Raw genomic sequence first — 25,507 nt, 5'->3', positions numbered from 1 at the left:
TCGAATCCCGTCTTCCGCTCCAAGATGAAAGCTCACGGAAGTGAGCTTTTTTTGTGCCTAAAATAAATTTATCTTTTTTGGCAAAATACCTTGCAATGAAAAATGCATTTGCTATAATAGTAACTGTTGTGCGGAAGTAGTTCAGTGGTAGAACATCACCTTGCCATGGTGGGGGTCGCGGGTTCGAATCCCGTCTTCCGCTCCAAGATAGAAGGCTCACCGAATGGTGAGTCTTTTTTTCGGGAAATAGCTCAGTTTGGTAGAGCGCTACGTTCGGGACGTAGAGGTCGCGCGTTCAAATCGCGTTTTCCCGATTATATTTAAGCTGTCTTAATAGACAGCTTTTTTTTGCTATAATACACACTAAAACTATAGGGGACATGAGAATGACAGCTACTACGAAAGAAAATTATGAATTGTTAGTGCAGCAGGCAAAGGCACTAGTTGATGGCGAAGATGACTGGATTGCCAATACTGCTAATTTATCTGCGCTTTTGTTTAATTCGCTTAATAATGTTAATTTTGCTGGTGTTTATCGCTTTGAAAACGGCGAGTTGATTTTAGGCCCATTCCAAGGGATGCCAGCTTGTGTGCATATTCAAATGGGTAAAGGCGTTTGCGGAACAGCAGCTAAGGAAGAAAAAACGCAAATTGTGCCCAACGTCCATGAATTTGCTGGTCACATCGCTTGCGACAGTGCTTCGAATTCTGAAATCGTCGTGCCTGTTTTTAAGGATGAAAAATTATGGGGCGTTTTCGATTTTGATTCTACTAAGCTAAACAATTTTGATGAAACAGATCAAAAATATTTAACTGAAATTGCCGCCGCAATTTTTGATTAATTGCGCGTTTTTGATCATAATGATCACGGAGATAAGTTAAATTATTTTACTTACTGACAAAATAAAAGTAAAATACCATAACGTATTTTAAAGGGGTGGTGTTTGTATGGAAAACTCATACAGTAAAAGCGTTAATCAAGTATTGGAAATTGCACGTGAACAAGCACAGAATTTCCATCATCGCTTAATCGGAACAGAACACGTTTTATTGGCTTTAGTAATTGAAACAGACGGTGAAGCAGGGAAGATACTTCGTTCATGGGGCTTAACTCCTACTGCTGTGCGTGAAGAAATTGAGCGCTACACCGGCTACGGTTCAGCACCTAAAACTAGTTATATGGAAATGTCACCTCGTTTAAGCTTGGCACTAGATTATGCAAAAAGACAAGCCGATCAAGGTGGATATAAAGAAATTGAAACTAATCATGTTTTGCTTGGAATAACAGCTAGTGAACAAGTCTTGTCGGCCATGATTCTCAAGAATTTAAATGTGGATATTGGTCGCTTACGTCAAGATGTTAATGATAGCTTAGATCAGGAACAAGATTTTGGCGACTCAGCAAGCTGGTTAGGTAATAGCAATACAGCTACAGGGCAAAAGAAACGTAAAAATAGTACTACACCAACTCTAGATAAAGTAGCTGTTAATTTGAATCAACGTACTCGTGAAGGCGGTATTGATCCAGTTATTGGCCGCGAAAAGGAAATTAAGCGAGTTATTCAAATTTTGTCTCGTCGTACTAAGAATAATCCAGTTTTAGTAGGTGAACCTGGTGTAGGTAAGACTGCAGTCGCTGAAGCAATTGCTACAGAAATTGTTAATAAAAGAGTGCCAGAGAATTTACTCAATAAACGAGTAATGGCTCTTAACATGGGCAGTTTAGTAGCAGGTACCAAGTATCGTGGCGAGTTTGAAGATAGAATGAAGAAGATTTTGGATGAAATTGCTAAAGATGGCAAGGTCATTCTGTTTGTTGATGAAATGCATACTTTGATTGGTGCTGGTGGTGCTGAAGGAGCAATCGATGCTTCTAATATCTTGAAGCCATCACTTGCTCGTGGCGATATTCAAATGATTGGTGCTACTACATTTGATGAATATCAAAAGTATATTGAAAAAGATCAAGCATTAGCCCGGCGTTTTCAACAAGTACGTTTGAATGAACCTACTAAGAAAGATACATTGGCTATATTGAATGGACTTAGACCTAAATATGAGAAGTTCCATCATGTAACTATTTCAGATGCCAGTCTTGAGGATGCTGTTGATCTATCTAGCCGTTACATTACCAATCGTTTCTTACCCGATAAGGCAATTGATCTGGTAGATGAAGCCAGTGCAGCTGTTAAAATTAAGACTAATGTTGGTTCAAATAAAGATTTAGTTCAAATTAATGAAAAAATAAAGAGTATTATTGAGCAAAAAAATGAAGCTGCTGCAAGTCAAAACTTTGTTCAGGCTGCGCAACTTCAAGAAGCACAAAATAACTTGCAAATGCAACGAGAAAAAATGGAAAATGCGCTGCAAGTTAAAGTTAGTGCTGAGGCTATTGTTGAACCAGAAGATATTGCCAAGGTAGTGTCTGATTGGACAGGCGTACCAGTTACTCAAATGAAGAGGGATGAGAGTCGCCAATTAGCTAACCTCGAAAGTATTTTGCACAAACGAGTTATTGGACAAGATAAAGCTGTCTCCGCTGTAGCTCGTGCAATTCGTCGTAGTAGAAGTGGTATTAAAGATGAACGACGCCCAATTGGATCATTCTTATTCTTGGGCCCAACTGGTGTAGGTAAAACGGAACTTGCTAAGTCAGTTGCAGCTGCAATGTTTGGCTCAGAAGATAATTTGATCAGATTAGATATGTCAGAATATATGGATCAAATCGCTTCCAGCAAGTTAATCGGGTCAGCACCTGGTTATGTTGGTTATGAAGAGGGCGGTCAACTTTCTGAACAAGTTCGTCGTCATCCATATTCTGTTGTCTTGCTTGATGAAGTTGAAAAAGCTCACCCAGATGTATTCAATTTACTTTTGCAAGTCTTAGATGAAGGATTTTTGACAGATTCTAAAGGCAGAAAAGTTGATTTTAGAAATACGATTATTATCATGACTTCTAATCTGGGATCACGTACTTTATTTGACAGCAAGGCTGTAGGCTTTAATGCTGATAAGGTTGATCAAGCTAAGGCAAGACAAGCTAAGGTAGAGCAAGCAATTAAACAATTCTTCCGTCCAGAATTTTTGAATAGAATCGATGAGACGATTATCTTTGATGAATTAACTAAGAAACAATTGCGTGACATTGTTACCTTGTTGACTCATAAATTGGTAGTTCGTTTGCAGAAGAAAGGAATCACACTTAAGATTTCTCGCGCTGCTCTAGATAAAATCGTTCAAGATGGTTATGATCCCGAAAATGGTGCTCGACCACTTAGAAGAGCAATTCAAAATAATATCGAAGATAAATTGGCAGAAATGTTGATTACCAGTGAAGTAAAATCAAATGATACTTTAAAAATCGGTAGTCAACATGGCCATTTAAAATTTGATGTTGTTTCTGATAAAAAGCTGGTAAAAACTAAGTGATATCAGGCATTAGACCTTGACAAAAAGTAGAAAAAGGCATATAATTTTTGCTGGTTTAAAAAGACTGAGATTCAGGATTTTGCTGATCTATTGTCCAGCAAAATGATAAGGACAAAAACGAAAAAGCTTCGTTTTTGTCTTTTTTATGCCTAAAATTGCAGTTTTTTGAATTTGTAACAGAAATGTAATATTTGCTTTCTTAGACAGAAAGGATGTTTTTCCTTGTTAAATGGACACGTAGTGAACTACGGTAAGCATCGAACTAGACGTAGCTTCTCTCGCATTAAAGAAGTATTGAAGCTCCCTAACTTAACTGATGTTCAAACCGAATCATATAAGTGGTTTCTTGATAAAGGCATTAAAGAAGTCTTTGATGACATCATGCCTATTAGTGACTTCTCAGGTAAGCTTTCATTAGAATATGTTGGCTACAAGCTTCAAAAGCCTAAGTATACAGTTGATGAAGCTCGTGATCATGATGCAACTTATGCTGCACCAATGCACGTAACTTTGAAGCTTACTAACCAAGAAACTGGTGAAATTAAGACTCAAGATGTATTCTTTGGCGATTTACCATTAATGACTGAATCAGGTTCATTCATCGTCAATGGTGCCGAAAGAGTTATTGTTTCTCAATTAGTAAGATCTCCAGGTGTGTACTACACTGGTGATTACGACAAGAATGGTCGTCAAATCTTTGGTACTACTGTTATTCCTAACCGTGGTGCTTGGCTTGAATATGAAACTGATGCTAAGAATGTTTCATTCGTTCGTGTAGACCGTACTCGTAAGTTGCCACTTACTGTTTTAATTAGAGCTATGGGTATTGGCTCAGACAGTGACATCATCGATATGTTTGGTCAAAGCGATACTTTGCAATTTACTTTGGACAAAGATGTTCACAAGAATCCAGCAGATTCTCGTGTAGCCGAAGCTTTAAAGGATATTTACGAAAGATTACGTCCAGGTGAACCTAAGACAACTGATTCATCACGTTCACTTTTGTATGCTCGTTTCTTCGATCCACGTCGTTATGATTTAGCACCAGTTGGTCGTTACAAGATCAACAAGAAGCTTTCTCTTAAGAATCGTTTGTATGGTCAAACTTTAGCTGAAACTTTGGCTGATCCAGATACTGGTGAAATCATTGCTAAGAAGGATACTGTTGTTACTCACGAAGTAATGGACAAGTTAGCTCCATACCTTGATCGTGATGACTTCAAGATGGTAACTTACCAACCTTCAAAGGAAGGCGTATTACCAGATCCTATTACAGTTCAAGAAATTAAGGTTTACTCAAAGGTAGATCCTGAACGTGAAGTCAAGTTAATGTCAAATGGTCACATTGCTGCAGATGTTAAGCATTTAACTCCAGCAGATGTTTTGGCTTCAATCAACTACTTCTTCGCATTGCAAGACAAGATCGGTACAACTGATGATATTGACCACTTGGGTAACCGTCGTATCCGTCGTGTTGGTGAACTTCTTCAAAACCAATTCAGAATCGGTTTGGCAAGAATGGAACGTGTTGTTCGTGAAAGAATGTCAATCCAAGATCCTTCAACTGTTACTCCACAACAATTGATCAATATTCGTCCAATTGTTGCAAGTATCAAGGAATTCTTCGGTTCATCACAACTTTCACAGTTCATGGATCAACACAACCCATTGGGTGAATTGACTCACAAGCGTCGTATGTCAGCCTTAGGGCCTGGTGGTTTGACTCGTGACCGTGCTGGATATGAAGTTCGTGACGTTCACTATACTCACTATGGTCGTTTGTGTCCTATCGAAACTCCAGAAGGTCCTAACATTGGGTTGATTAACTCACTTGCTTCATACGCAATTATTAACAAGTATGGTTTCATCGAAACTCCATACCGTCGTGTATCTTGGAAGACCCACAAGGTTACTGACAAGATCGACTACTTGACTGCTGATGAAGAAGATAACTACATCATTGCTGGTGCTAACACTCCTTTGAATGATGATGGTTCATTTAAGAGTGATTTAATCTTAGCTCGTCAAAAGGAAGATAACGTCGAAGTTACTCCAGACAAGATTGACTACATGGACGTTATTCCTAAACAAGTTGTTTCTGTAGCTTCAGCATGTATCCCATTCCTTGAAAACGATGACTCTAACCGTGCTTTGATGGGTGCCAACCAGCAACGTCAGGCTGCTCCTTTGATCAACCCACATGGCTCACTTGTTGGTACTGGTATGGAATATCGTGCAGCTCACGATTCAGGTGCTGCCTTAGTAGCTAAGGATGCTGGTACTGTTGAATACGTAGATGCAAACGAAATCCGTATTAGACGTGAAGATGGTACTTTAGACAAGTACACTCTTGAAAAGTATCGTCGTTCAAACAACTCTAAGTCATACAACCAAACTCCTAATGTTAAGTTGGGTGATCATGTTGATGCTAGTGATGTTATTGCTAACGGTCCAACTATGGATCATGGTGAACTTGCTTTAGGTCAAAACCCACTTATTGCCTTCATGACTTGGAACATGTACAACTATGAAGATGCCATCATGCTTTCAGAACGTTTGGTTAAGGATGATGTTTATACTTCAATTAGTATTGAAGACTACGAATCAGAAGCTCGTGATACTAAGCTTGGTCCTGAAGAAATCACAAGAGAACTTCCTAACATCGGTGAAGATGCTTTGAAGGACCTTGATGCTGATGGTATTGTCCGCGTCGGTGCTGAAGTTCACGATGGTGATATTTTGGTAGGTAAGGTAACTCCTAAGGGCGTAACTGAATTATCTGCTGAAGAAAGATTACTTCACGCTATCTTTGGTGAAAAAGCTCGTGAAGTTCGTGATACTTCACTTCGTGTACCACACGGTGGTGGCGGTATCGTTCAAGACGTTAAGGTTTACACCCGTGAAGCCGGCGATGAACTTTCACCAGGTGTTAATACTATGGTTCGTGTTTACATTGCACAAAAGAGAAAGATTCAAGTTGGGGACAAGATGTCTGGTCGTCACGGTAACAAGGGTACTGTTGCTGCTGTCGTTCCAGAAGAAGATATGCCATACTTACCAGATGGTACCCCAGTAGATATCTGTTTGAACCCAATGGGTGTTCCATCACGTATGAACATTGGACAGCTTCTTGAATTGCACTTGGGTGCTGCAGCACGTCAATTAGGTATTCACGTAGCTACTCCAGTATTTGATGGTGCTAACGAAAGTGATGTTTGGGACACTGTTCGTCAAGCTGGTGTTGATAAAGACGGTAAGACTGTTATCTACGATGGTCGTACCGGTGAACCATTCCACAACCGTGTTTCAGTTGGTGTCATGCACTACTTGAAACTTACTCACATGGTTGATGACAAGATCCACGCACGTTCAATTGGGCCTTACTCATTGGTTACTCAACAACCTTTGGGTGGTAAAGCTCAGTTTGGTGGTCAGCGTTTCGGTGAAATGGAAGTTTGGGCCCTTGAAGCTTATGGTGCAGCTTACACATTGCAAGAAATCTTGACTTATAAGTCAGATGACGTTGTTGGTCGTGTAAAGGCATATGAAGCAATTGTTAAGGGCGAAAGAATTCCTAAGCCAGGTGTTCCAGAATCATTCCGTGTGCTTGTTAAGGAACTTCAATCATTAGGTTTGGATATTCGTGTTCTTGATATGAATCATAATGAAATTGAACTTCGTGATATGGATGAAGATTCAAGTGAACATTTAAACATTGATTCATTGTCACGTATGGCAGAAGAACAAGAAAAAAAGAAGTTAGCCGAAGAAACTGGAAAATCAGAAGATAAAAAAGACGATAAGAAAGATGCAGATAAGCCAGTAGCTCCTGCAGATGAATCTGACGACAAAGTTTCTAAATAGTAGGAGGTTAAACTTTTGATCGACGTAAATAAATTTGAAAGTATGCAAATTGGTCTTGCATCACCTAACAAGATCAGAAGCTGGTCATATGGTGAAGTTAAGAAGCCTGAAACCATCAACTACCGTACTTTAAAACCTGAAAAAGATGGTCTATTTGATGAAAGAATCTTTGGACCAACTAAAGATTGGTCATGTGCCTGTGGTAAATATAAGGGTGTTAGATACCGTGGCATCGTTTGTGACCGTTGTGGTGTTGAAGTTACTTCTTCAAAAGTAAGAAGAGAACGTATGGGACACATTGAATTAGCTGCCCCTGTAACCCACATTTGGTACTTCAAAGGTATCCCTTCAAGAATGGGTTTAGTATTGGATATTTCTCCAAGATTGCTTGAAGAAGTTATCTACTTTGCTGCATATATCGTAATTGATCCAGGTGATACTGATCTTGAGCCTAAGCAATTATTAACTGAAGCAGAATACCGTGAACAAAAAGCTAAATACGGTAACCGTTTTGAAGCCAAGATGGGTGCTGAAGCTATTCGCGAATTGCTCAAGAAAGTTGACCTTGATAAAGAAGTTAAAGATTTGAAGAAAGAGCTTCAAACCGCAACTGGTCAAAAACGTACTCGTGCAATTAGACGTTTGGATATTTTGGACGCATTTAAGAATTCAGGTAATAAGCCTGAATGGATGGTTATGGATGCAGTTCCAGTTATTCCACCAGATCTTCGTCCAATGGTTCAACTTGAAGGTGGCCGTTTTGCTACCTCAGATTTGAACGATTTATATAGACGTGTAATTAACCGTAACAATCGTTTGAAGAGATTGCTTGATTTGAACGCTCCTAACATCATCGTTCAAAACGAAAAGCGTATGCTTCAAGAAGCTGTTGATGCTTTGATTGACAACGGTCGTCGTGGTCGTCCAGTTGTTGGACCAGGTAACCGTCCACTTAAGTCACTTTCACACATGCTTAAGGGTAAGCAAGGTCGTTTCCGTCAAAACTTGCTTGGTAAGCGTGTTGACTACTCCGGTCGTTCAGTTATCGATGTTTCACCAAAATTGAAGTTCTATCAATGTGGTGTTCCACGTCCAATGGCTTTGGAATTATTTAAGCCATTTGTAATGCACGAATTGGTTAAGCGCGGTATTGCTTCTAACATTAAGAATGCTAAGCGTAAGATTGATCGTGAAGATGATGATATTTGGGATGTACTTGAAGACGTTATTAAGGAACGTCCAGTTCTTTTGAACCGTGCACCTACTCTTCACCGTTTGAGTATTCAAGCATTTGAACCAGTTTTAGTACCAGGTAAGTCAATCAGACTTCACCCATTAGCTTGTGAAGCCTACAATGCCGACTTCGATGGTGACCAGATGGCCATCCACGTACCACTTTCTGATGAAGCTGTTGCTGAATCTCGTTTACTTATGCTTGCTGCTCACCACATCTTGGCTCCTAAGGATGGTAAGCCAATCGTTACTCCATCACAGGATATCGTTTTGGGTAACTACTGGTTGACTCAAGCTGAACGTGGTCGTGAAGGTGAAGGCATGATCTTTAGTTCACCAGCTGAAGCAACTGTAGCTTATGAAAATGGTGATATTCACTACCATACTATTATTGGTATGTCAGCTGATGCTATGCCTAAGAAGCCATGGCCACAAGGTCATGAACATGGCATTTTCATTACTACATACGGTAAGCTTGTCTTTAACCAATTATTCCCAGATGATTACTTCTACATCAATGAACCAAGTGAAGAAAACTTAAATAATCCTTTGGATGCTAAGTACTTCTTAGGTGAGGGTCAAGATATTCATGACAAGATTGATGAAGTTGGCGATGATTTAATTGCTACACCATTCAAGAGTAGTTTCTTGTCAGACTCTATTGCTACTATCTACAAGTACTACAAGGTTCAAAGAACTTCAGAATACTTGGATGACTTGAAGAAGTTAGGTTACACTAGTTCAACTACTTCAGGTATTACTATTGGTATGAATGACGTTCCAGAAATTCAAGATAAGGATGAAAAGGTAGCTAAGGCACGTAAGCAAGTTGATATTGTTTCTAAGCAATTCAGACGTGGTTTAATTACTGAACAAGAACGTCACGACCGGGTAATTAGTATTTGGAATGCATGTAAGGATGAAATCCAAAACGAAATTGCTCAAATTCACTCACCACGTAACCCAATTTCAATCATGGCCGACTCAGGTGCCCGTGGTAACATTTCTAACTTTACTCAGTTAGCTGGTATGCGTGGTTTGATGGCTACTCCTAACGGTGGTTTGTTCGAAATTCCTGTTACTTCAAACTTCAAGGAAGGTTTGTCAGTATTGGAATTATTCATGTCCACTCACGGTGCTCGTAAGGGTATGACGGATACTGCCTTGAAGACTGCTCAGTCAGGTTACTTAACTCGTCGTTTGGTTGATGTTGCTCAGGACGTTATTATTCGTGATGATGATTGTGGTACTGATCGTGGTATTACAGTTAGCGCCATCATGGAAGGTGACGAAATGATCGAACCATTATTTGATCGTTTGGTTGGTCGTTTCACTGCTGAAACAGTTAAGGATCCTAAGACTGGTGAAGCTATTGTTGGCAGAGATGTCATGATGGATGAAAACATGGCTCATAAGATCTGTGATGCAGGAGTAACCCATGTTAAGATTCGTTCAATTCTTACCTGTGATACTCCACACGGTGTATGTCGCAAGTGTTACGGTATGAACCTTGCTACTGGTGAAGAAGTTGAAGTTGGTGAAGCAGTAGGTACTGTTGCCGCTCAATCAATTGGTGAACCTGGTACTCAGCTTACTTTGAGAACTTTCCACAACGGTGGTGTTGCCGGTGCCGAAGATATTACTCAAGGTTTGCCTCGTGTGCAAGAATTGTTCGAAGCACGTAACCCTAAGGGTCGTGCAACCATTTCTGAAGTAGATGGTGTAATTGATTCAATTCAAGAAAATCCAGCAGAACATACTCGTGAAATTACTGTTAAAGGTAAGATTGATACTAGAAGTTACAGTGTTCCTTACACTGCTTCTGTTGCTGTATCTGAAGGCGATTATGTTCACCGTGGTGATAAGTTGACTCTCGGTTCTGTTGATCCTAAGGAATTGATCCAAGTTACTGATACTTTAACTACTGAAAAGTACATCTTGGCTGAAGTTCAAAAGGCATATAGAATGCAGGGTGTAGACATTGCCGACAAGCACGTCGAGGTATTGACTCGTCAAATGCTTCAAAAGGTACGTGTCCTTGATCCAGGTGAAACTGACATCTTGCCAGGTGAAGTTATGGATATCGGTCAATTTAGAGACCGTAACAAGGAAGTTATTATTTCTGGTGGTATTCCAGCAACTGCACAAAGCGTTATCTTGGGTATTACTAAGGCTGCTTTGGAAACTAATAGTTTCTTGTCAGCTGCTTCATTCCAGGAAACTACTCGTGTTCTTACTGATGCTTCAATCAGAGGTAAGAATGATCCACTTCTTGGACTTAAGGAAAACGTTATTATCGGTAAGATTATTCCAGCTGGTACTGGTATGCCTGTATACCGCAGCATGGAACCTGAAGCTGACGTTAAGAAGCCAGATTCAGTTTACTCAATTGCTGATATTGAAAAGCAAATGAAAGAAAAAGAACAAAGTAAGTAAAATTTAGTTCTTATAAAAAGCGTTTCTATTCATAAAGAATAGGAACGCTTTTTTAGTTTAAAAATTGTGTTAGAACTAAACCTAAGAAAATAAATGGTATGAAAGGATAATGATAGTTGGAATCTTTATGTTCAATTACGAAAAATAATAAAAGTGAGAAGCAAGCAAATAAAAATATTATGTTAGCAATAGAAGGAGTTAAGTAACTGGCAATAGTGAGATAAATTAATAGGTCGCCTAGCCCCATTTTATGCTTAAAAATATTCCAACTGAAAATTGAAATAATTAATATAAGAGAAATAAAATCTAAGGTCGTAAAAGCAGAGAACTTATTTTCTAAGATAGCGATAGTTATTGCAGGAAAAAGAAAGAAAAGATCAAATTCTTTTTCATAAAAATCAGCGATAGCCGTCAAAAGAAGAGAGGAAAGAAACACAGAAGATGTGATGCCACTAATAGAGCTGAAGTCAATCAAAGAAAAGGCAAATCCTCCAACTAATTCAAACAGAAATAATTCACTTGGAATAGATTGTTTACAATAATGACAACGTCCTTTCAATAATAAGTAAGAAATAAGAGGAATCTCGTCCAGCAAAGATAATTCAAAGTGACAATTTTTGCAATAAGAGCGAGAAAAAATGAAATTTCTGTTCTCCCATCGATCAAAAACTACTGCCATGTGGGATGCAATACAAGTTCCAATTGCAAAATTAGTAAAAGTATAAATTAAATTCAAAAAATCACCTCACTATTTAATACGCAAAAAATCATTGTTTTTCTTTTTTTATTTTGAAAAAGTTTGATTTCTATTAAAAACCGAGTACAATAGTGTTTGTATGTTTTGAACAGTCTGTTCGTGAGTATAAAAAGAAACTCCCGGATGTGTGAACAAAATAGTAATTTTAGGAGGAAATTTTAATGCCAACCATTAATCAATTGGTAAGAAAAGGCCGTCATTCAAAGGTTACTAAGTCAAAGTCACCTGCTTTGAATTACAGCTACAACAGTATGAAGAAGGAATCAGTATTCAACCCAGCTCCACAAATGCGTGGTGTTGCAACTCGTGTGGGTACTATGACTCCAAAGAAGCCTAACTCAGCTTTACGTAAGTACGCTCGTGTTCGTCTTTCAAACTTAATCGAAGTTACTGCTTACATTCCAGGTGAAGGACACAACTTGCAAGAACACTCAGTTGTTTTAATTCGTGGTGGTCGTGTAAAGGACCTTCCTGGTGTTCGTTACCACATCATTCGTGGTGCCCTCGATACTGCTGGTGTTGATGGCAGAAAGCAAGGCCGTTCTAAGTACGGTACTAAGAAAGATTAAAGGAGGAGTTAAATAATGCCTAGAAAAGGTCACGTAACTAAAAGAGACGTTTTAGCAGATCCAGTTTACAACTCAAAGCTTGTTACCAAGTTAATTAATCACTTGATGATTGATGGTAAGAGAGCTAAGGCATCTTCAATCCTTTACGATGCTTTCAACATTGTTCAAGACAAGACTGGTAAGGAACCACTTGATGTATTTGAAGAAGCTATGAACAACGTTATGCCAGTTTTGGAAGTTAGAGCTCGCCGTATCGGTGGTTCAAACTACCAAATCCCAGTTGAAGTACGTCCTGAAAGAAGAACTACTTTAGGTTTAAGATGGCTTGTTTCATACGCTCGTTTACGTAACGAACACACTATGGATGAACGTTTAGCTAACGAAATCATCGATGCTTCAAACAACACTGGTTCAGCAGTTAAGAAGCGTGAAGACGTTCACCGTATGGCTGAAGCTAACCGTGCATTTGCACACTACCGCTTCTAATTCGTTAGTTTTATTTTAAGGAGAGAATAATTTATGGCTAACAAGCGTGAATTTCCATTAGCAAAGACACGTAACATTGGTATTATGGCCCACATCGATGCGGGTAAGACTACTACTACTGAACGTATCCTTTACTACACTGGTAAGATCCACAAAATTGGTGAAACTCACGAAGGTGATTCACAAATGGACTGGATGGATGAAGAAAAGGAACGTGGTATCACCATTACTTCTGCAGCCACTACTGCACAATGGAAGGACCACAGAATTAACATCATCGACACCCCAGGACACGTTGACTTCACTATCGAAGTAGAACGTTCACTTCGTGTTCTTGATGGTGCCGTAACTGTTCTTGATGCCCAAGCTGGTGTTGAACCACAAACTGAAAACGTATGGCGTCAAGCTGAAACTTACGGTGTTCCTCGTATTGTTTTCGTTAACAAGATGGATAAGATCGGTGCTGACTTCGATAAGTCAGTTAAGTCATTGCACGAACGTTTAAACGCTAATGCACATGCTGTTCAAATGCCAATTGGTTCAGCTGACACTTTTGAAGGTGTTATCGACTTAATCAACATGGTTGCCGACATCTACGACGAAGACAAGCTTGGTTCTAAGTGGGATACTGTTCCAGTTCCTGACGAATACAAGGAAGAAGCTGAAGCACGTCGTAACGACTTAATTGAAGCCGTAGCCGATGTTGATGACGGCATCATGGAAAAATTCCTTGGCGGTGAAGAAATTTCTAACGATGAATTAAAGGCAGCTATCCGTAAAGCAACTTTGAACTTGGAATTCTTCCCAGTATATGCTGGTTCAGCATTCAAGAACAAGGGTGTTCAAATGATGCTTGACGGTGTTATTGACTACTTGCCATCACCACTTGACGTTAAGCCTTACGTTGCTCACGATCCTAAGACTGGTGATGAAGTTGAACTTATGGCTGACGATAAGAAGCCATTTGCAGCTCTTGCATTCAAGATCGCTACTGACCCATTCGTAGGTCGTTTGACTTTCATCCGTGTTTACACCGGTTCTCTTGAATCAGGTTCATACGTATTGAACGCTTCAAAGAACAGTCGTGAACGTGTTGGTCGTTTGCTTCAAATGCACGCCAACTCAAGAACTGAAATTCCAGAAGTATTCTCAGGTGATATCGCTGGTGCCATCGGTTTGAAGAACACCACTACTGGTGACTCATTAACTGACCCAGATCACCCACTTATTTTGGAAAGCTTGAAAGTTCCAGATCCAGTTATCCAAGTATCAGTTGAACCTAAGTCAAAGGCTGACCGTGATAAGATGGACGTTGCTTTGCAAAAGCTTACTGAAGAAGACCCAACTTTCCGTGCTGAAACTAACCCAGAAACTGGTCAAACTTTGATCTCAGGTATGGGTGAACTTCACCTTGATATCATGGTTGAACGTATGAGACGTGAATTTAACGTTGATGCTAAGATCGGTGAACCACAAGTTGCTTACCGTGAAACCTTCACTAAGGAAGCTAAGGCACAAGGTAAGTTCGTTCGTCAATCAGGTGGTAAGGGTCAATACGGTGACGTTTGGATTGACTTTACTCCTAACGAAGAAGGTAAGGGTTACGAATTTGAAGATGCCATTGTTGGTGGTGTTGTTCCTCGTGAATTCATTCCTTCAGTTGACCAAGGTTTACAAGAAGCTATGAAGAATGGTGTTCTTGCAGGTTACCCATTGATCGATGTTAAGGCTAAGCTTTACGATGGTAGTTACCACGAAGTCGACTCATCAGAAGCTGCCTTCAAGGTTGCTGCTTCACTTGCTTTGAAGAACGCTGCTTCAAAAGCTGGCGCTGTTATCTTGGAACCAATTATGAAGGTTCAAGTAACCACTCCAGAAGAATACTTAGGTGATGTTATGGGTTCAATCACTGCTCGTCGTGGTACTATGGAAGGTATGGAAGACAGAGCAGGTGCTAAGATCATCAACTCATTTGTTCCACTTTCAGAAATGTTTGGTTACGCAACTACTTTGCGTTCATCAACTCAAGGTCGTGGTACATTTACTATGGTATTTGATCACTACTCACCAACACCTAAGTCAATTCAAGCTGACATTATTAAAAAGCGCGGCGGCGAAGCTGAATAATTTTTAATAGTGAAAAGCTTTATGCTTTTAGCTTAATTGAAAACAATTACATATAAAAAAGAGTTATTGAGAATTTTCAATAACTCTTTTTTTGTAAATCTTTTTTAGAAAAAATGCCCTTAAGCCTTGATATTTAAGGAAAGACAAAGTACAATAGTCTTTGTGCTTAAGGGACGATTGTGCCTTGAGTAATTAAAATTGTTGTAAAGCGTTGACGCAAAAGGTTGCGGCACGCCAGGCTGCATTGCCACAGTGGCGTGCGGGGAATTTTTGCCGAGCGAGTCATCTTTTAAAGAAGACGTTAAGGAGGTAATTTAATGGCAAGTCAAACAATTCGTATTAGACTTAAGTCATACGAACACGGTATTCTCGATGAATCAGCTGCTAAGATCGTAGCTACTGCAAAGAGAACTGGTGCTGAAATTTCAGGTCCAGTTCCTCTTCCAACAGAAAGAACTTTATTCACTGTTCTTCGTTCACCACACAAGAACAAGGACTCACGTGAACAATTCGAAATGCGCACTCACAAGCGTTTAATCGATATTTTGAATCCAACACCTAAGACTGTTGATTCATTAATGAAGCTTGATCTTCCAAGCGGCGTAGACATCGAAATTAAGTTGTAATTTAAATAGAAAGAGGTGTAAACATGACCAAAGGAATCTTAGGAAGAAAAGTTGGTATGACTCAAATCTTTACTAAAGATGGTGTCCTTGTTCCTGTAACAGTTGTAGAAGCAACTCCTAACGTTGTTATGCAAGTTAAGACTGTTGAATCAGACGGTTACGAAGCTGTTCAATTAGGTTACCAAGACAAGCGTGAAGTTTTGAGCAACAAACCAGAAAAAGGTCATGCTGATAAGGCAAAGACTTCACCTAAGCGCTTCATTCGGGAAATCCGCGGTGTTGAGCTTAAGGACTATGAAGTCGGCTCAGAAGTTACTGTGGATACATTCAAGGAAGGTGACGTTGTAAACGTTACTGGTACTTCAAGAGGTCATGGATACCAAGGTAACATCAAGCGTTGGGGCCAATCAAGAGGACCAGAAACCCACGGTTCAAGATACCATAGAATTCCTGGTTCAATGGGTTCCATCATTAACCGTGTACCAAAGGGCAAGCGTTTGCCAGGTCACATGGGTATGAAGAAAGTTACCATTGAAAACTTAGTAATTGAAAAAGTTGTAGCAGACAAGAACGTATTGATGATCAAGGGCAATGTTCCAGGTGCTAAGAACTCATTAATCGTTGTTAAGACTGCTTCTAAAGCTGTTAAGGCTGATAAATAGGAAGGAGGACTAGAATGGCTAATTTAAAAGTTATGGATCAAAACGGTAAAGATTCTGGTGAAGTTACTTTAAACGATAAAGTTTTTGGTATTGAGCCTAACGAAAGTGTCGTTTTTGAAGCAATCATTAGACAAAGAGCCGGTAAGCGTCAAGGTACCTCAAAGGTTAAGAACAGATCTGCCGTTCGCGGTGGTGGTAAGAAGCCTTGGAGACAAAAGGGTACTGGTCGTGCTCGTCAAGGTTCTATCAGATCTCCACAATGGCGTGGTGGTGGTACAGTATTTGGCCCAACACCTCGTTCATACGCATACACGATGCCAAGAAAGCAACGTCGTTTGGCTATTAAGTCAGTTCTTTCCCAAAAGATGATTGATAAGGATTTGATCGTTTTAGATAAGTTGACTATGTCAGCACCTAAGACTAAAGATTTAGTATCAATGTTAAACAGCTTAAATGTTGATGGTAAGGTTTTAATTGTTTCAGATGATAACAATGTACAACTTTCCGCAAGAAACTTAGCTAAGGTTAAGGCTGTTCCAGTTAACGGTTTGAACGTTGAAGATGCAGTTAACTATGATAAGTTAATCTTGACTCAAGATGCTGTTAAGAAGATCGAGGAGGTTTTGGCTTAATGGACGCACGCGATATCATTTTAAGACCTGTCATTACTGAAAAGTCCACGAACTTAATGGATGATAAGAAGTACACATTCGACGTGCTTTTAACTGCAACCAAGACACAAGTTCGCAATGCTGTTGAAGAAATCTTCGATGTTAAGGTAAAGAGCGTTAACATTATGAATGTTCGCGGTAAAGACAAGCGAGTAGGTCGTTACACTGGTAAGACTGCTCGTCGTAGAAAGGCAATCGTCACTTTAACTAACGATTCAAACGACATCAAGATTTTCCAAGACGAAAATAAAGAAGACAACAAGTAATAGGAGGTCAGTCAATTGGCTATTAAGATTTACAAGCCAACCACTAATGGTCGTCGTCATATGACTTCTTCCGACTTTGCTGAGATTACCAAGACAAAGCCTGAAAAGACTTTACTTGAATCACAATCACATACTGCAGGTCGTAACTCATATGGTCACATCACTGTAAGACACCGTGGTGGTGGTCACAAACAAAAATACCGTATCATCGACTTTAAGCGTAATAAGGATAATGCAAAGGCAGTTGTAAAGGCTATCGAATACGATCCAAACAGAACTGCTAACATCGCATTACTTCACTACACTGATGGTATTAAAGCTTATATCTTAGCACCTAGGGGATTAAAGGTTGGCGATATCGTTGAATCAGGCGATTCAGTTGACATTAAGCCAGGTAACGCATTAGCATTAAAGAATATCCCATCTGGTACTTCAATCCACAACATTGAATTGAAGCCAGGTAAGGGTGGCCAACTTGTAAGAAGTGCTGGTACTTCTGCTCAAGTTTTGGGTGTTGATGGTGATTACACTTTAGTAAGATTACAAAGTGGTGAAGTTCGTAAGATCTTGTCATCATGCCGTGCAACTATTGGTGTTGTAGGTAATGAACAACATTCATTAATTCAATTAGGTAAAGCTGGTCGTAAGCGTTGGTTAGGCAAGCGCCCACAATCACGTGGTTCCGTAATGAACCCTAACGATCACCCACATGGTGGTGGTGAAGGTAAGGCTCCAGTTGGTCGTCCACAACCTATGACTCCATGGGGTAAGAAGGCTCGCGGTATCAAGACTAGAGACACCAAGAAGGCTAGCGAGAAGTTAATCATTCGTCACCGTAAAGGTAGCAAGTAATAGAAGGAGGGTTAATTAATGAGCCGTAGTATTAAAAAAGGTCCTTTTGCTGATGCATCATTATTAAAGAAGGTTGATGCACAAGCAGATGCAGATAAGAAGCAAGTTATTAAGACTTGGTCACGTCGTTCAACTATTTTCCCTTCCTTTGTTGGTTTGACTATAGCTGTTTACGATGGTAGAAAACATGTTCCAGTATACATTACTGAAGACATGGTTGGTCATAAGTTAGGTGAATTTGTTCCAACAAGAACTTTCCATGGACACAAATCCACTGAAGATAAAACCACAGCACAATAGAGGAAGGAGAAACATCTAAATGGCAGAACAAATTAGTTCAGCTAAGGCAGAAGCAAGAACTGTTCGCATCGCTCCAAGAAAAGCTCGTTTGGTCGTTGACTTAATTCGTGGTAAGAGCGTTGCCGAAGCATTAGCAATCTTAGAATTTACGCCTAGAGCTGCTTCCCCAATCGTTGAAAAAGTTTTACGTTCAGCAATTGCTAACGCAGAACACAACTACGATCTTGAAAGTGCAAATCTTTACGTATCAGAAGCATATGTAAACGAAGGTGCTACTTTAAAGAGATTCCGTCCCCGTGCTAAGGGTATGGCTTCCCCAATTAACAAGAGAACCAGTCACGTAGTTGTAGTAGTTTCAGAAAAGAACGATTAAGGGAGGTATATTAATGGGTCAAAAGATTAACCCAAACGGTTTTCGTCTCGGTGTCATCCGTGATTGGGAATCAAAATGGTATGCTGACAAAGGATACAAAGAAACTTTAAATGAAGACCTTCGAATCAGAAAGTTTATTTCAAAGAAATTGAAGGATGCTTCAGTGTCTACTGTTGAAATTGAACGTGCAGCTAACAGAATTAACATTTCAATCCACACCGCAAAGCCTGGTATGGTAATTGGTAAAGGTGGTTCTGAAGTTGAAGCTTTAAGAAAACAATTAAATGCTTTAACTGGTAAGCAAGTTCACATTAATATTGTTGAAATTAAGAAACCAGATCTTGATGCTGAATTGGTAGCAGATAGTATTGCTCGTCAACTTGAAGCTCGTATTGCTTTTAGACGTGCTATGCGTCAAGCTACTCAAAGAGCTATGCGTGCTGGTGCCAAGGGTATCAAGGTTCAAACTTCTGGTCGTTTGAACGGTGCCGACATGGCAAGAAGAGAATGGCACACAGAAGGTCGTGTTCCATTACAAACTTTGAGAGCTGATATTGATTATGCTTGGGTAAATGCTTTCACTACTTATGGTGAAATTGGTGTTCAAGCTTGGATCAACCGTGGCGAAATCTTACCTACTCGTAAGAACAAGCCAGCTTCAAAGCCAGCGAAGGGAGGAAATAGATAATGCCTTTAGTACCAAAACGAGTAAAACACCGTCGTGAATTCCGTGGTAAGATGCGTGGTGCTGCTAAAGGTGGTAAATATATTGCCTTTGGTGAATATGGTCTTGAAGCCCTCGAATCACATTGGATTACTAACCGTCAAATCGAAGCAGCCCGTGTTGCTATGACACGTTACATGAAGCGTGGCGGTAAAGTTTGGATTAGAATTTTCCCTCAAAAGTCATACACTGCTAAAGGTGTAGGTGTACGTATGGGTTCTGGTAAAGGTGCACCTGCAGGTTGGGTAGCTGTAGTTAAGAGAGAAAAGATTATGTTTGAAATTGGTGGTGTTGATGAAGCAACTGCTCGTGAAGCTTTGAGACTTGCTTCAACTAAGTTACCAATTAAGACTAAGTTTGTAACTAGAAGTTCGGAAGTAGGTGGCGAATCTAATGAAGGCTAAAGATATCAGAGCATTAACCACTGATCAAATGTTAGAAAAAGAAAAGCAATATAAAGAAGAACTCTTTAATTTGCGTTTCCAACAAGCAACGGGTCAATTAGAAAATACCGCTCGCTTGAGTAAAGTCCGCAAGAATATCGCCAGAATCAAGACTGTTCTGAGCGAAAAAGCATTAGAAAACAATTAATGGAAGGGAGCTATTAACTTGAGCGAAACAAACGAAAGAAATCGTCGTCACGTATACCAAGGTCGTGTAGTTTCTGATAAGATGGACAAGACTATCGTAGTCGTTGTTGATACTTACAAGAACCACCCAGTTTACAACAAGCGTATTAGATATTCTAAGAAATACTACGCACAAGACGAAAATAACGAAGCTAAAGTTGGCGATACTGTACGTATCATGGAAACCCGTCCATTATCTCGTAAGAAGCGCTTCCGTTTAGTAAAGATTGTTAAGAAATCTGTTTAATTTGCGGATTTAGTGAGGGGAGGATTCTACAGTGATTCAAAACGAATCTCGTTTAAAGGTTGCTGATAACTCTGGTGCCAGAGAACTTTTAGTTATTAGAGTCTTAGGTGGATCAAAGCGTAAGACCGGTAACATTGGTGACATCGTTGTATGTACTGTTAAGCAAGCAACACCAGGTGGCGTTGTCAAAAAGGGCGACGTTGTAAAAGCTGTAATTGTCAGAACAAAGTCAGGTGCACGTCGTGAAGATGGTTCATACATCAAATTCGACGAAAATGCTGGAGTAATTATTAACGCAGATAAGAGCCCACGTGGTACTCGTATCTTTGGGCCAGTTGCACGTGAGTTACGTGAGTACGACTTTATGAAGATCGTCTCTCTTGCTCCTGAAGTCTTATAATTGATAGTGAGGTGCACTGATGTTCGTTAAAACTGGTGACAAGGTAAAAGTTATTGCCGGAAAAGATAAAGGTAAAGAAGGTACTGTTCTTTCTGTTAATGTTAAGAAGAACCGTGTAGTTGTTAAGGGTGTTAACAAGATTAAGAAGCACCAAAAGCCTTCTCAAACCAACGCTAATGGTGGTGTAGTTGAATCAGAAGGTTCAATTCACGCATCAAACGTTAAAGTTATTAGTAAAAAAGAAGATAAGTAGAAGGGAGGACACAAATGGCAAGTTATTTAGCTGAAGAATACAAAGAAAAAGTAGCTCCTGCATTGGCAGAAAAGTTTGATTACAAGTCATCAATGCAAATTCCAAAGATCGACAAGATCGTTTTGAACATGGGTGTCGGTGACGCTGTTTCTAACGCCAAGAACTTGGACGAAGCTGTTGAAGAATTAACTTTAATTTCTGGTCAAAAGCCATTAATTACTAAGGCAAAGAAGTCAATCGCTAACTTCCGTTTACGTGAAGGTATGTCTATCGGTGCTAAGGTAACCCTTAGAGGCGACAGAATGTACGACTTCTTATACAAGTTAATCAATGTTTCTCTTCCACGTGTTCGTGACTTCCGTGGTGTATCAACTCGTTCATTTGATGGTCGTGGTAACTACACTTTAGGTGTTAAGGAACAATTGATTTTCCCAGAAATCGATTTTGATAAGGTTAACCGTACTAGAGGTTTAGACATTGTTATCGTAACTACTGCCAACACTGATGAAGAAGCTCGTGAACTTTTGACTCAATTTGGTATGCCGTTTGCAAGATAGTGGAGGACATTAATGGCTAAAACATCACAAAAAATCAGAAATCGTCGTCCTGCTAAGTTCTCTTCACGCGAATATACACGTTGCGAGAGATGTGGTCGTCCACATTCCGTATACCGTAAATTCGGTTTATGCCGTATTTGCTTAAAGGAATTAGCACACAAGGGTCAAATCCCTGGTCTTAAAAAGGCTAGTTGGTAGTATACGGTTAGGAGGATAGCTTAAATGGTCATGACAGATCCAATCGCAGATTACTTGACTAGAATCAGAAATGCCAACATGGCAAAGCACGATTCAGTTGAAATTCCTGCATCAAATATTAAAAAGTCTATTTCAGAAATTTTGAAACGTGAAGGTTTCATCCGTGATTACGAAGTTGCTGATGATAACAAGCAAGGCGTTATCAAGGTATTCTTGAAATATGGTCCAAATGGAGAACGCGTTATTTCAGGCTTAAAGCGTATTTCTAAGCCAGGTCTTAGAAACTACGTAAGTGCTGAGGACTTACCTAAAGTTCTTAATGGTTTAGGCATTGCCATCGTTTCTACTTCTGCTGGTGTTATTACTGACAAAGAAGCAAGACAAAAGAACGTTGGCGGCGAAGTAATTGCCTACGTTTGGTAATACTGACAGAAAGGAGAACAATTAATGAGCCGAATCGGTTTAAAGACTATTGAAGTCCCTGACAGTGTCACTGTTACCAAGGAAGGCGACAACATTACTGTTAAGGGCCCTAAGGGTGAATTAACTAGATACTTCGATCCAAAGATCACTTTTGAACAAAAAGACGGTGAAATTAACTTTTCACGTTCAAGTGAAAATGATAAAGCAATTCACGGTACTGAAAGAGCTAACTTAGCTTCAATGATCGAAGGTGTAGTTAACGGTTATAAGAAGACTTTAAAGTTAATCGGTGTTGGTTACCGTGCACAAGCACAAGGCAACAAGATTACTTTAAACGTTGGTTACTCACACCCAGTTGTATTGACTGCACCAGAAGGTGTTTCTGTTAAGGCAACTTCAGCAACTGATGTAGAAGTTGAAGGTGTTTCAAAGCAAGATGTAGGTCAATTTGCAGCTGAAATCCGCGCCGTACGTCCACCAGAACCTTACAAGGGTAAGGGTATTCGTTATGTTGATGAATACGTACGTCGTAAGGAAGGTAAGACAGGTAAGTAATAAGTAGTTATTTTGAGGTGAAATTGTGATTTCTAAACCAGATAAAAACAAGTTACGCTTAAAGCGTCATAAACGTATTCGTGGTAAGATTTCTGGTACTGCTGAGCGCCCACGCTTAAGCATTTTTCGTTCAAATAAAAACATCTACGCTCAATTAATTGATGACGTAGCGGGTGTTACGCTTGCAAGCGCCTCAACTTTGGATGAAAACGTATCAGAAGATGCAACTAAGGTAGAACAAGCTGCTGCTGTAGGTAAGGCTATTGCTGAAGCTGCAAAGGCTAAGAACATTTCTACAGTTGTATTTGATAGAAGTGGTTACTTATACCACGGCCGTATTCAAGCGTTAGCTGATGCTGCTCGTGAAAACGGATTAGATTTCTAGGAAAGGAGAATTAACACATGGCAAACCGTAATGATTCTCGTAATAATCGCAGAAACAAAGACGATATCGAAGATCAATTAGTCGCTGTCAACCGTATCACTAAGGTTGTTAAAGGTGGTCGCCGTATGAGATTTGCTGCTCTTGTTGTTGTTGGCGACAAGAAAGGCCGTGTAGGTTTTGGTACTGGTAAAGCTCAAGAAGTCCCAGAAGCAATCCGTAAGGCTGTAGAAGACGGTAAGAAGAAGATGATTAACGTACCTAAAGTTGGTACTACTATTCCTCATGAAGTTATTGGTCACTACGGTTCAGGTAACATTTTATTGAAGCCTGCTGAAGCTGGTTCCGGTGTTGCTGCTGGTGGTGCCGTACGTATCGTTATGGATATGGCTGGTATTTCAGACGTAACTTCAAAGTCACTTGGTTCTAATACTCCAATCAACGTTGTTCGTGCAACTATCGATGGTTTGAAGAAGCTTAGAACTAGCGAAGAAGTAAATAAACTTCGTCAACCTGAAAGAGCTTAGATTAGGGAGATCATAGATGACTGATTTAAAGATTACTTTAATTAGAAGTGCTGCTCACCGTCTACCTGAACAAAGAAAGATTGTTAAAGCTCTTGGCTTAGGTAGAGTAAATAGTACTGTTGTTCTTCCAGACAACGCTGCTACTCGCGGTGCATTATTGAAAATTGCTCACTTAATCTCTGTTGAAGAGATTAATAAATAAGATATCAAGGAGGTGCCAAATTAATGAAGCTTCATGAATTACATTCTGCTGAAGGCTCACGTCGCAATAGAAAACGTGTTGGTCGTGGTACTTCAAGTGGTTACGGTAAAACTTCTGGCCGTGGTCAAAAGGGTCAATTAGCTCGTCAAGGCGGTCATACACGTTTAGGTTTTGAAGGTGGTCAAATGCCATTATTCAGAACTATGCCAAAGCGTGGTTTTAAGAATATTAACCGTAAAGAATATGCAATTGTAAACTTAGATGACTTAAATAAGTTCAATGACGGTAGTGAAGTAACTGTTGAAACTCTTAAGGAAAACGGTTTGGTAAAGAAAGAATTATCAGGCGTTAAGTTACTTGGCAACGGTGAATTGAAAGTTAAATTAACTGTAAAGGTTAACAAAGTTTCCGCAGCTGCTAAGAAGGCAGTTGAAGCCGCTGGCGGAACTGTTGAGGTGATCTAATGTTTTCGACCTTGAAGAACGCCTTTAAAGATAAAGAAATTAGAAATAAAATTTATTTTACACTCTTTATTCTTTTAATATACCGGATTGGTGCTAATATTGCTGTTCCTGGTGTTAATGCAAAGGCGATCACTCAGGTTGCTCAAACTGGATTAGTTCCAATGCTAGATACTGTATCTGGTGGTGGACTAGATAACTATTCAATATTTTCCTTGGGTGTTTCTCCCTATATTACGGCCCAAATTGTAATTCAATTATTACAAATGGATATCGTACCTACATTAGTAGAATGGGGGAAACAAGGTGAAGTTGGGCGTCGTAAGACTAATCAAGTAACTAGATATTTGACATTAGTTGTTGCTTTTGTTCAAAGTATTGGTATTACATTAGGTTTTAACGCCTTGACTGAAATGGGGTTGGTAAAGAATCAAACTCCACAAACTTATATAGAAATTGCTATTATCATGACCGCCGGAACTATGTTATTAACATGGTTAGGTGATGAAATCACAGATAAGGGACTTGGAAATGGTGTATCAGTAATTATCTTTGCTGGTATTATTGCAAGATTACCTAGTGGATTATGGCAAATCTATAAAGAAGGAATTATTAATAATAGTGCCAGTGATCGTTGGCAAGGTATTTTGTTCTTCATCGCGGTTATAGTTGCAATCCTTATTGTAACCCAATTGGTTACATGGGTTGAACAAGCTGATCGTCGTATTCCTATTCAATACACAAGAAGAGCGACGATTAGTGGTTCTGAAAGTTTTCTACCATTAAAGGTTAATGTATCTGGAGTTATTCCAGTTATTTTTGCCAGTTCTTTTATTGTTACACCGGCAACAATTTTAATGGCCTTTCAAAGAACCCAAGGTGATCAGCAATGGTTTAAAGTAATGAACCAGATCTTTAGTTTACAAACTACACCTGGAGTTATTATCTACACCTTTTTAATTATTCTATTTACATTCTTCTACGCTTTTGTACAGGTTAACCCTGAGAAGCTAGCAGAAAACTTACAAAAACAAGGTGCTTATATTCCTAGCGTTTGGCCAGGTAAAGATACCCAGAATTATATTTCAAAAATGTTGATTAAATTATCAACTGTAGGTTCAGTATTTTTAGGCTTAGTTGCATTATTGCCTCAATTAGCTACTAACTTTTGGAATCTCCCAAGTTCCATTGGTTTAGGAGGAACAAGTCTTTTAATTGTTATTGGGGTTGTTCTTGAGTTATCTCGTCAAATTAACGGATTGTTAATGAAGAGAGAATATGTTGGATTCATCAGATAG

Annotated in this window: 30 protein-coding genes and 2 tRNA genes; 31 read left to right on the top strand and 1 reads right to left on the bottom strand. The window is 39.5% G+C overall.

The window, feature by feature from the left end; genetic code table 11:
- Window positions 1-130 precede the first annotated feature (130 nt).
- The 6 genes from B5E95_RS02615 to rpoC all read left to right on the top strand — a co-directional run bounded on the left by B5E95_RS02615 (window position 131) and on the right by rpoC (window position 10,962).
- Window positions 131-205 (top strand) — tRNA-Gly (locus B5E95_RS02615).
- A 35-nt stretch (window positions 206-240) separates the two neighbouring features.
- A tRNA-Pro gene (locus B5E95_RS02610) sits at window positions 241-314 on the top strand.
- A gap of 72 nt (window positions 315-386) precedes the next feature.
- A complete protein-coding gene (locus B5E95_RS02605; RefSeq protein WP_087175955.1) occupies window positions 387-842 on the top strand; it encodes a GAF domain-containing protein in 456 nt (151 codons plus the stop codon).
- Window positions 843-948: 106 nt separating this feature from the next.
- A complete protein-coding gene (locus B5E95_RS02600) occupies window positions 949-3,429 on the top strand; it encodes an ATP-dependent Clp protease ATP-binding subunit (RefSeq protein WP_087175956.1) in 2,481 nt (826 codons plus the stop codon).
- A 222-nt stretch (window positions 3,430-3,651) separates the two neighbouring features.
- The gene (gene rpoB, locus B5E95_RS02595; protein ID WP_025005270.1) at window positions 3,652-7,293 is read left to right on the top strand and encodes a DNA-directed RNA polymerase subunit beta; all 3,642 of its coding nucleotides are present in this window, start codon (window positions 3,652-3,654) and stop codon (window positions 7,291-7,293) included.
- A gap of 15 nt (window positions 7,294-7,308) precedes the next feature.
- A complete protein-coding gene (rpoC, locus tag B5E95_RS02590; RefSeq protein ID WP_025005269.1) occupies window positions 7,309-10,962 on the top strand; it encodes a DNA-directed RNA polymerase subunit beta' in 3,654 nt (1,217 codons plus the stop codon).
- Between the two features lie 52 nt (window positions 10,963-11,014).
- On the opposite strand, the gene B5E95_RS02585 is transcribed toward rpoC, so the two are convergent.
- A complete protein-coding gene (locus B5E95_RS02585) occupies window positions 11,015-11,698 on the bottom strand; it encodes a prepilin peptidase (RefSeq protein ID WP_087175957.1) in 684 nt (227 codons plus the stop codon).
- 182 nt (window positions 11,699-11,880) lie between these two features.
- Between B5E95_RS02585 and rpsL the strand changes: the two genes are divergently transcribed.
- The 25 genes from rpsL (at window position 11,881) to secY (ending at window position 25,507) form a co-directional block, all read left to right on the top strand.
- A complete protein-coding gene (rpsL, locus tag B5E95_RS02580) occupies window positions 11,881-12,288 on the top strand; it encodes a 30S ribosomal protein S12 (protein ID WP_025014719.1) in 408 nt (135 codons plus the stop codon).
- Between the two features lie 15 nt (window positions 12,289-12,303).
- Window positions 12,304-12,774 (top strand): 30S ribosomal protein S7, encoded by a 471-nt coding sequence (rpsG, locus tag B5E95_RS02575; protein WP_003549021.1) that lies wholly within the window; start codon window positions 12,304-12,306, stop codon window positions 12,772-12,774.
- A 33-nt stretch (window positions 12,775-12,807) separates the two neighbouring features.
- Window positions 12,808-14,901 (top strand): elongation factor G, encoded by a 2,094-nt coding sequence (fusA, locus tag B5E95_RS02570; RefSeq protein WP_025005266.1) that lies wholly within the window; start codon window positions 12,808-12,810, stop codon window positions 14,899-14,901.
- Window positions 14,902-15,218: 317 nt separating this feature from the next.
- Complete coding sequence (rpsJ, locus tag B5E95_RS02565; RefSeq protein ID WP_003549023.1) at window positions 15,219-15,527, top strand: 30S ribosomal protein S10; 309 nt, start codon at window positions 15,219-15,221, stop codon at window positions 15,525-15,527.
- 23 nt (window positions 15,528-15,550) lie between these two features.
- Window positions 15,551-16,189, top strand: coding sequence for a 50S ribosomal protein L3 (gene rplC / locus B5E95_RS02560; protein WP_003625776.1), 639 nt, complete (start codon window positions 15,551-15,553; stop codon window positions 16,187-16,189).
- 14 nt (window positions 16,190-16,203) lie between these two features.
- Window positions 16,204-16,821: a 50S ribosomal protein L4 gene (gene rplD / locus B5E95_RS02555; RefSeq protein WP_025005265.1), complete on the top strand. Its 618-nt coding sequence runs from the start codon at window positions 16,204-16,206 to the stop codon at window positions 16,819-16,821.
- Window positions 16,821-17,126, top strand: a complete 306-nt coding sequence (gene rplW, locus B5E95_RS02550; protein WP_025005264.1) for a 50S ribosomal protein L23 — start codon at window positions 16,821-16,823, stop codon at window positions 17,124-17,126. The genes rplD and rplW overlap by 1 nt, the downstream gene beginning before the upstream one ends.
- Window positions 17,127-17,141: 15 nt before the next feature.
- On the top strand, window positions 17,142-17,978 hold the full coding sequence (gene rplB / locus B5E95_RS02545) for a 50S ribosomal protein L2 (protein ID WP_025005263.1): 837 nt from the start codon (window positions 17,142-17,144) through the stop codon (window positions 17,976-17,978).
- An 18-nt stretch (window positions 17,979-17,996) separates the two neighbouring features.
- A complete protein-coding gene (rpsS, locus tag B5E95_RS02540; protein WP_025005262.1) occupies window positions 17,997-18,278 on the top strand; it encodes a 30S ribosomal protein S19 in 282 nt (93 codons plus the stop codon).
- A 19-nt stretch (window positions 18,279-18,297) separates the two neighbouring features.
- Complete coding sequence (gene rplV, locus B5E95_RS02535; protein ID WP_003625788.1) at window positions 18,298-18,651, top strand: 50S ribosomal protein L22; 354 nt, start codon at window positions 18,298-18,300, stop codon at window positions 18,649-18,651.
- Between the two features lie 13 nt (window positions 18,652-18,664).
- Window positions 18,665-19,339: a 30S ribosomal protein S3 gene (rpsC, locus tag B5E95_RS02530; RefSeq protein ID WP_057729734.1), complete on the top strand. Its 675-nt coding sequence runs from the start codon at window positions 18,665-18,667 to the stop codon at window positions 19,337-19,339.
- On the top strand, window positions 19,339-19,779 hold the full coding sequence (gene rplP, locus B5E95_RS02525) for a 50S ribosomal protein L16 (RefSeq protein ID WP_003625792.1): 441 nt from the start codon (window positions 19,339-19,341) through the stop codon (window positions 19,777-19,779). The genes rpsC and rplP overlap by 1 nt, the downstream gene beginning before the upstream one ends.
- Complete coding sequence (gene rpmC / locus B5E95_RS02520; protein ID WP_025005260.1) at window positions 19,769-19,966, top strand: 50S ribosomal protein L29; 198 nt, start codon at window positions 19,769-19,771, stop codon at window positions 19,964-19,966. The genes rplP and rpmC overlap by 11 nt, the downstream gene beginning before the upstream one ends.
- Before the next feature lie 18 nt (window positions 19,967-19,984).
- Window positions 19,985-20,251 carry a 30S ribosomal protein S17 gene (rpsQ, locus tag B5E95_RS02515; protein ID WP_005721626.1) on the top strand — a complete coding sequence of 89 codons (267 nt, stop codon included), beginning with the start codon at window positions 19,985-19,987 and terminating at the stop codon, window positions 20,249-20,251.
- Window positions 20,252-20,282: 31 nt separating this feature from the next.
- Window positions 20,283-20,651 (top strand): 50S ribosomal protein L14, encoded by a 369-nt coding sequence (rplN, locus tag B5E95_RS02510; protein WP_012211380.1) that lies wholly within the window; start codon window positions 20,283-20,285, stop codon window positions 20,649-20,651.
- A 19-nt stretch (window positions 20,652-20,670) separates the two neighbouring features.
- Window positions 20,671-20,904 carry a 50S ribosomal protein L24 gene (gene rplX / locus B5E95_RS02505; RefSeq protein WP_003549035.1) on the top strand — a complete coding sequence of 78 codons (234 nt, stop codon included), beginning with the start codon at window positions 20,671-20,673 and terminating at the stop codon, window positions 20,902-20,904.
- Between the two features lie 14 nt (window positions 20,905-20,918).
- Window positions 20,919-21,461, top strand: coding sequence for a 50S ribosomal protein L5 (gene rplE, locus B5E95_RS02500; protein ID WP_087175958.1), 543 nt, complete (start codon window positions 20,919-20,921; stop codon window positions 21,459-21,461).
- Between the two features lie 12 nt (window positions 21,462-21,473).
- A complete protein-coding gene (locus B5E95_RS02495; RefSeq protein WP_003549037.1) occupies window positions 21,474-21,659 on the top strand; it encodes a type Z 30S ribosomal protein S14 in 186 nt (61 codons plus the stop codon).
- 24 nt (window positions 21,660-21,683) lie between these two features.
- Complete coding sequence (rpsH, locus tag B5E95_RS02490) at window positions 21,684-22,082, top strand: 30S ribosomal protein S8 (protein ID WP_003625802.1); 399 nt, start codon at window positions 21,684-21,686, stop codon at window positions 22,080-22,082.
- Between the two features lie 24 nt (window positions 22,083-22,106).
- Window positions 22,107-22,637, top strand: coding sequence for a 50S ribosomal protein L6 (gene rplF, locus B5E95_RS02485; protein WP_025005258.1), 531 nt, complete (start codon window positions 22,107-22,109; stop codon window positions 22,635-22,637).
- 25 nt (window positions 22,638-22,662) lie between these two features.
- Complete coding sequence (rplR, locus tag B5E95_RS02480) at window positions 22,663-23,022, top strand: 50S ribosomal protein L18 (protein ID WP_007126808.1); 360 nt, start codon at window positions 22,663-22,665, stop codon at window positions 23,020-23,022.
- A 17-nt stretch (window positions 23,023-23,039) separates the two neighbouring features.
- Window positions 23,040-23,546, top strand: a complete 507-nt coding sequence (gene rpsE / locus B5E95_RS02475) for a 30S ribosomal protein S5 (RefSeq protein ID WP_003625807.1) — start codon at window positions 23,040-23,042, stop codon at window positions 23,544-23,546.
- A 16-nt stretch (window positions 23,547-23,562) separates the two neighbouring features.
- Window positions 23,563-23,748, top strand: coding sequence for a 50S ribosomal protein L30 (gene rpmD, locus B5E95_RS02470; protein ID WP_025005257.1), 186 nt, complete (start codon window positions 23,563-23,565; stop codon window positions 23,746-23,748).
- A 23-nt stretch (window positions 23,749-23,771) separates the two neighbouring features.
- On the top strand, window positions 23,772-24,212 hold the full coding sequence (gene rplO, locus B5E95_RS02465; protein WP_003625809.1) for a 50S ribosomal protein L15: 441 nt from the start codon (window positions 23,772-23,774) through the stop codon (window positions 24,210-24,212).
- Window positions 24,212-25,507, top strand: a complete 1,296-nt coding sequence (gene secY, locus B5E95_RS02460) for a preprotein translocase subunit SecY (RefSeq protein WP_025005256.1) — start codon at window positions 24,212-24,214, stop codon at window positions 25,505-25,507. Before rplO ends, secY begins: the two co-directional genes overlap by 1 nt.

The organism is Lactobacillus gallinarum, assembly GCF_002160635.1.
GTDB classification, from domain to species: Bacteria; Bacillota; Bacilli; order Lactobacillales; family Lactobacillaceae; genus Lactobacillus; species Lactobacillus gallinarum.
This window is presented reverse-complemented; position numbering and strand designations above follow the sequence as displayed.

What these genes read in the sequence shown, in the direction of transcription:
- B5E95_RS02600 (WP_087175956.1), top strand. Translation starts at nt 949, where the DNA reads ATGGAAAACTCATACAGTAAAAGCGTTAATCAAGTATTGGAAATTGCA.
- rpsH (WP_003625802.1), top strand. Translation starts at nt 21,684, where the DNA reads ATGGTCATGACAGATCCAATCGCAGATTACTTGACTAGAATCAGAAAT.
- fusA (WP_025005266.1), top strand. Translation starts at nt 12,808, where the DNA reads ATGGCTAACAAGCGTGAATTTCCATTAGCAAAGACACGTAACATTGGT.
- secY (WP_025005256.1), top strand. Translation starts at nt 24,212, where the DNA reads ATGTTTTCGACCTTGAAGAACGCCTTTAAAGATAAAGAAATTAGAAAT.
- rplD (WP_025005265.1), top strand. Translation starts at nt 16,204, where the DNA reads ATGGCTAATTTAAAAGTTATGGATCAAAACGGTAAAGATTCTGGTGAA.
- rpsE (WP_003625807.1), top strand. Translation starts at nt 23,040, where the DNA reads ATGGCAAACCGTAATGATTCTCGTAATAATCGCAGAAACAAAGACGAT.
- rplC (WP_003625776.1), top strand. Translation starts at nt 15,551, where the DNA reads ATGACCAAAGGAATCTTAGGAAGAAAAGTTGGTATGACTCAAATCTTT.
- rplW (WP_025005264.1), top strand. Translation starts at nt 16,821, where the DNA reads ATGGACGCACGCGATATCATTTTAAGACCTGTCATTACTGAAAAGTCC.
- rpmD (WP_025005257.1), top strand. Translation starts at nt 23,563, where the DNA reads ATGACTGATTTAAAGATTACTTTAATTAGAAGTGCTGCTCACCGTCTA.
- rpsL (WP_025014719.1), top strand. Translation starts at nt 11,881, where the DNA reads ATGCCAACCATTAATCAATTGGTAAGAAAAGGCCGTCATTCAAAGGTT.
- rpsS (WP_025005262.1), top strand. Translation starts at nt 17,997, where the DNA reads ATGAGCCGTAGTATTAAAAAAGGTCCTTTTGCTGATGCATCATTATTA.
- rpsG (WP_003549021.1), top strand. Translation starts at nt 12,304, where the DNA reads ATGCCTAGAAAAGGTCACGTAACTAAAAGAGACGTTTTAGCAGATCCA.
- rplP (WP_003625792.1), top strand. Translation starts at nt 19,339, where the DNA reads ATGCCTTTAGTACCAAAACGAGTAAAACACCGTCGTGAATTCCGTGGT.
- rpsC (WP_057729734.1), top strand. Translation starts at nt 18,665, where the DNA reads ATGGGTCAAAAGATTAACCCAAACGGTTTTCGTCTCGGTGTCATCCGT.
- rplX (WP_003549035.1), top strand. Translation starts at nt 20,671, where the DNA reads ATGTTCGTTAAAACTGGTGACAAGGTAAAAGTTATTGCCGGAAAAGAT.
- rplO (WP_003625809.1), top strand. Translation starts at nt 23,772, where the DNA reads ATGAAGCTTCATGAATTACATTCTGCTGAAGGCTCACGTCGCAATAGA.
- rpsJ (WP_003549023.1), top strand. Translation starts at nt 15,219, where the DNA reads ATGGCAAGTCAAACAATTCGTATTAGACTTAAGTCATACGAACACGGT.
- B5E95_RS02605 (WP_087175955.1), top strand. Translation starts at nt 387, where the DNA reads ATGACAGCTACTACGAAAGAAAATTATGAATTGTTAGTGCAGCAGGCA.
- rpmC (WP_025005260.1), top strand. Translation starts at nt 19,769, where the DNA reads ATGAAGGCTAAAGATATCAGAGCATTAACCACTGATCAAATGTTAGAA.
- B5E95_RS02495 (WP_003549037.1), top strand. Translation starts at nt 21,474, where the DNA reads ATGGCTAAAACATCACAAAAAATCAGAAATCGTCGTCCTGCTAAGTTC.
- rplV (WP_003625788.1), top strand. Translation starts at nt 18,298, where the DNA reads ATGGCAGAACAAATTAGTTCAGCTAAGGCAGAAGCAAGAACTGTTCGC.
- rplF (WP_025005258.1), top strand. Translation starts at nt 22,107, where the DNA reads ATGAGCCGAATCGGTTTAAAGACTATTGAAGTCCCTGACAGTGTCACT.
- rplE (WP_087175958.1), top strand. Translation starts at nt 20,919, where the DNA reads ATGGCAAGTTATTTAGCTGAAGAATACAAAGAAAAAGTAGCTCCTGCA.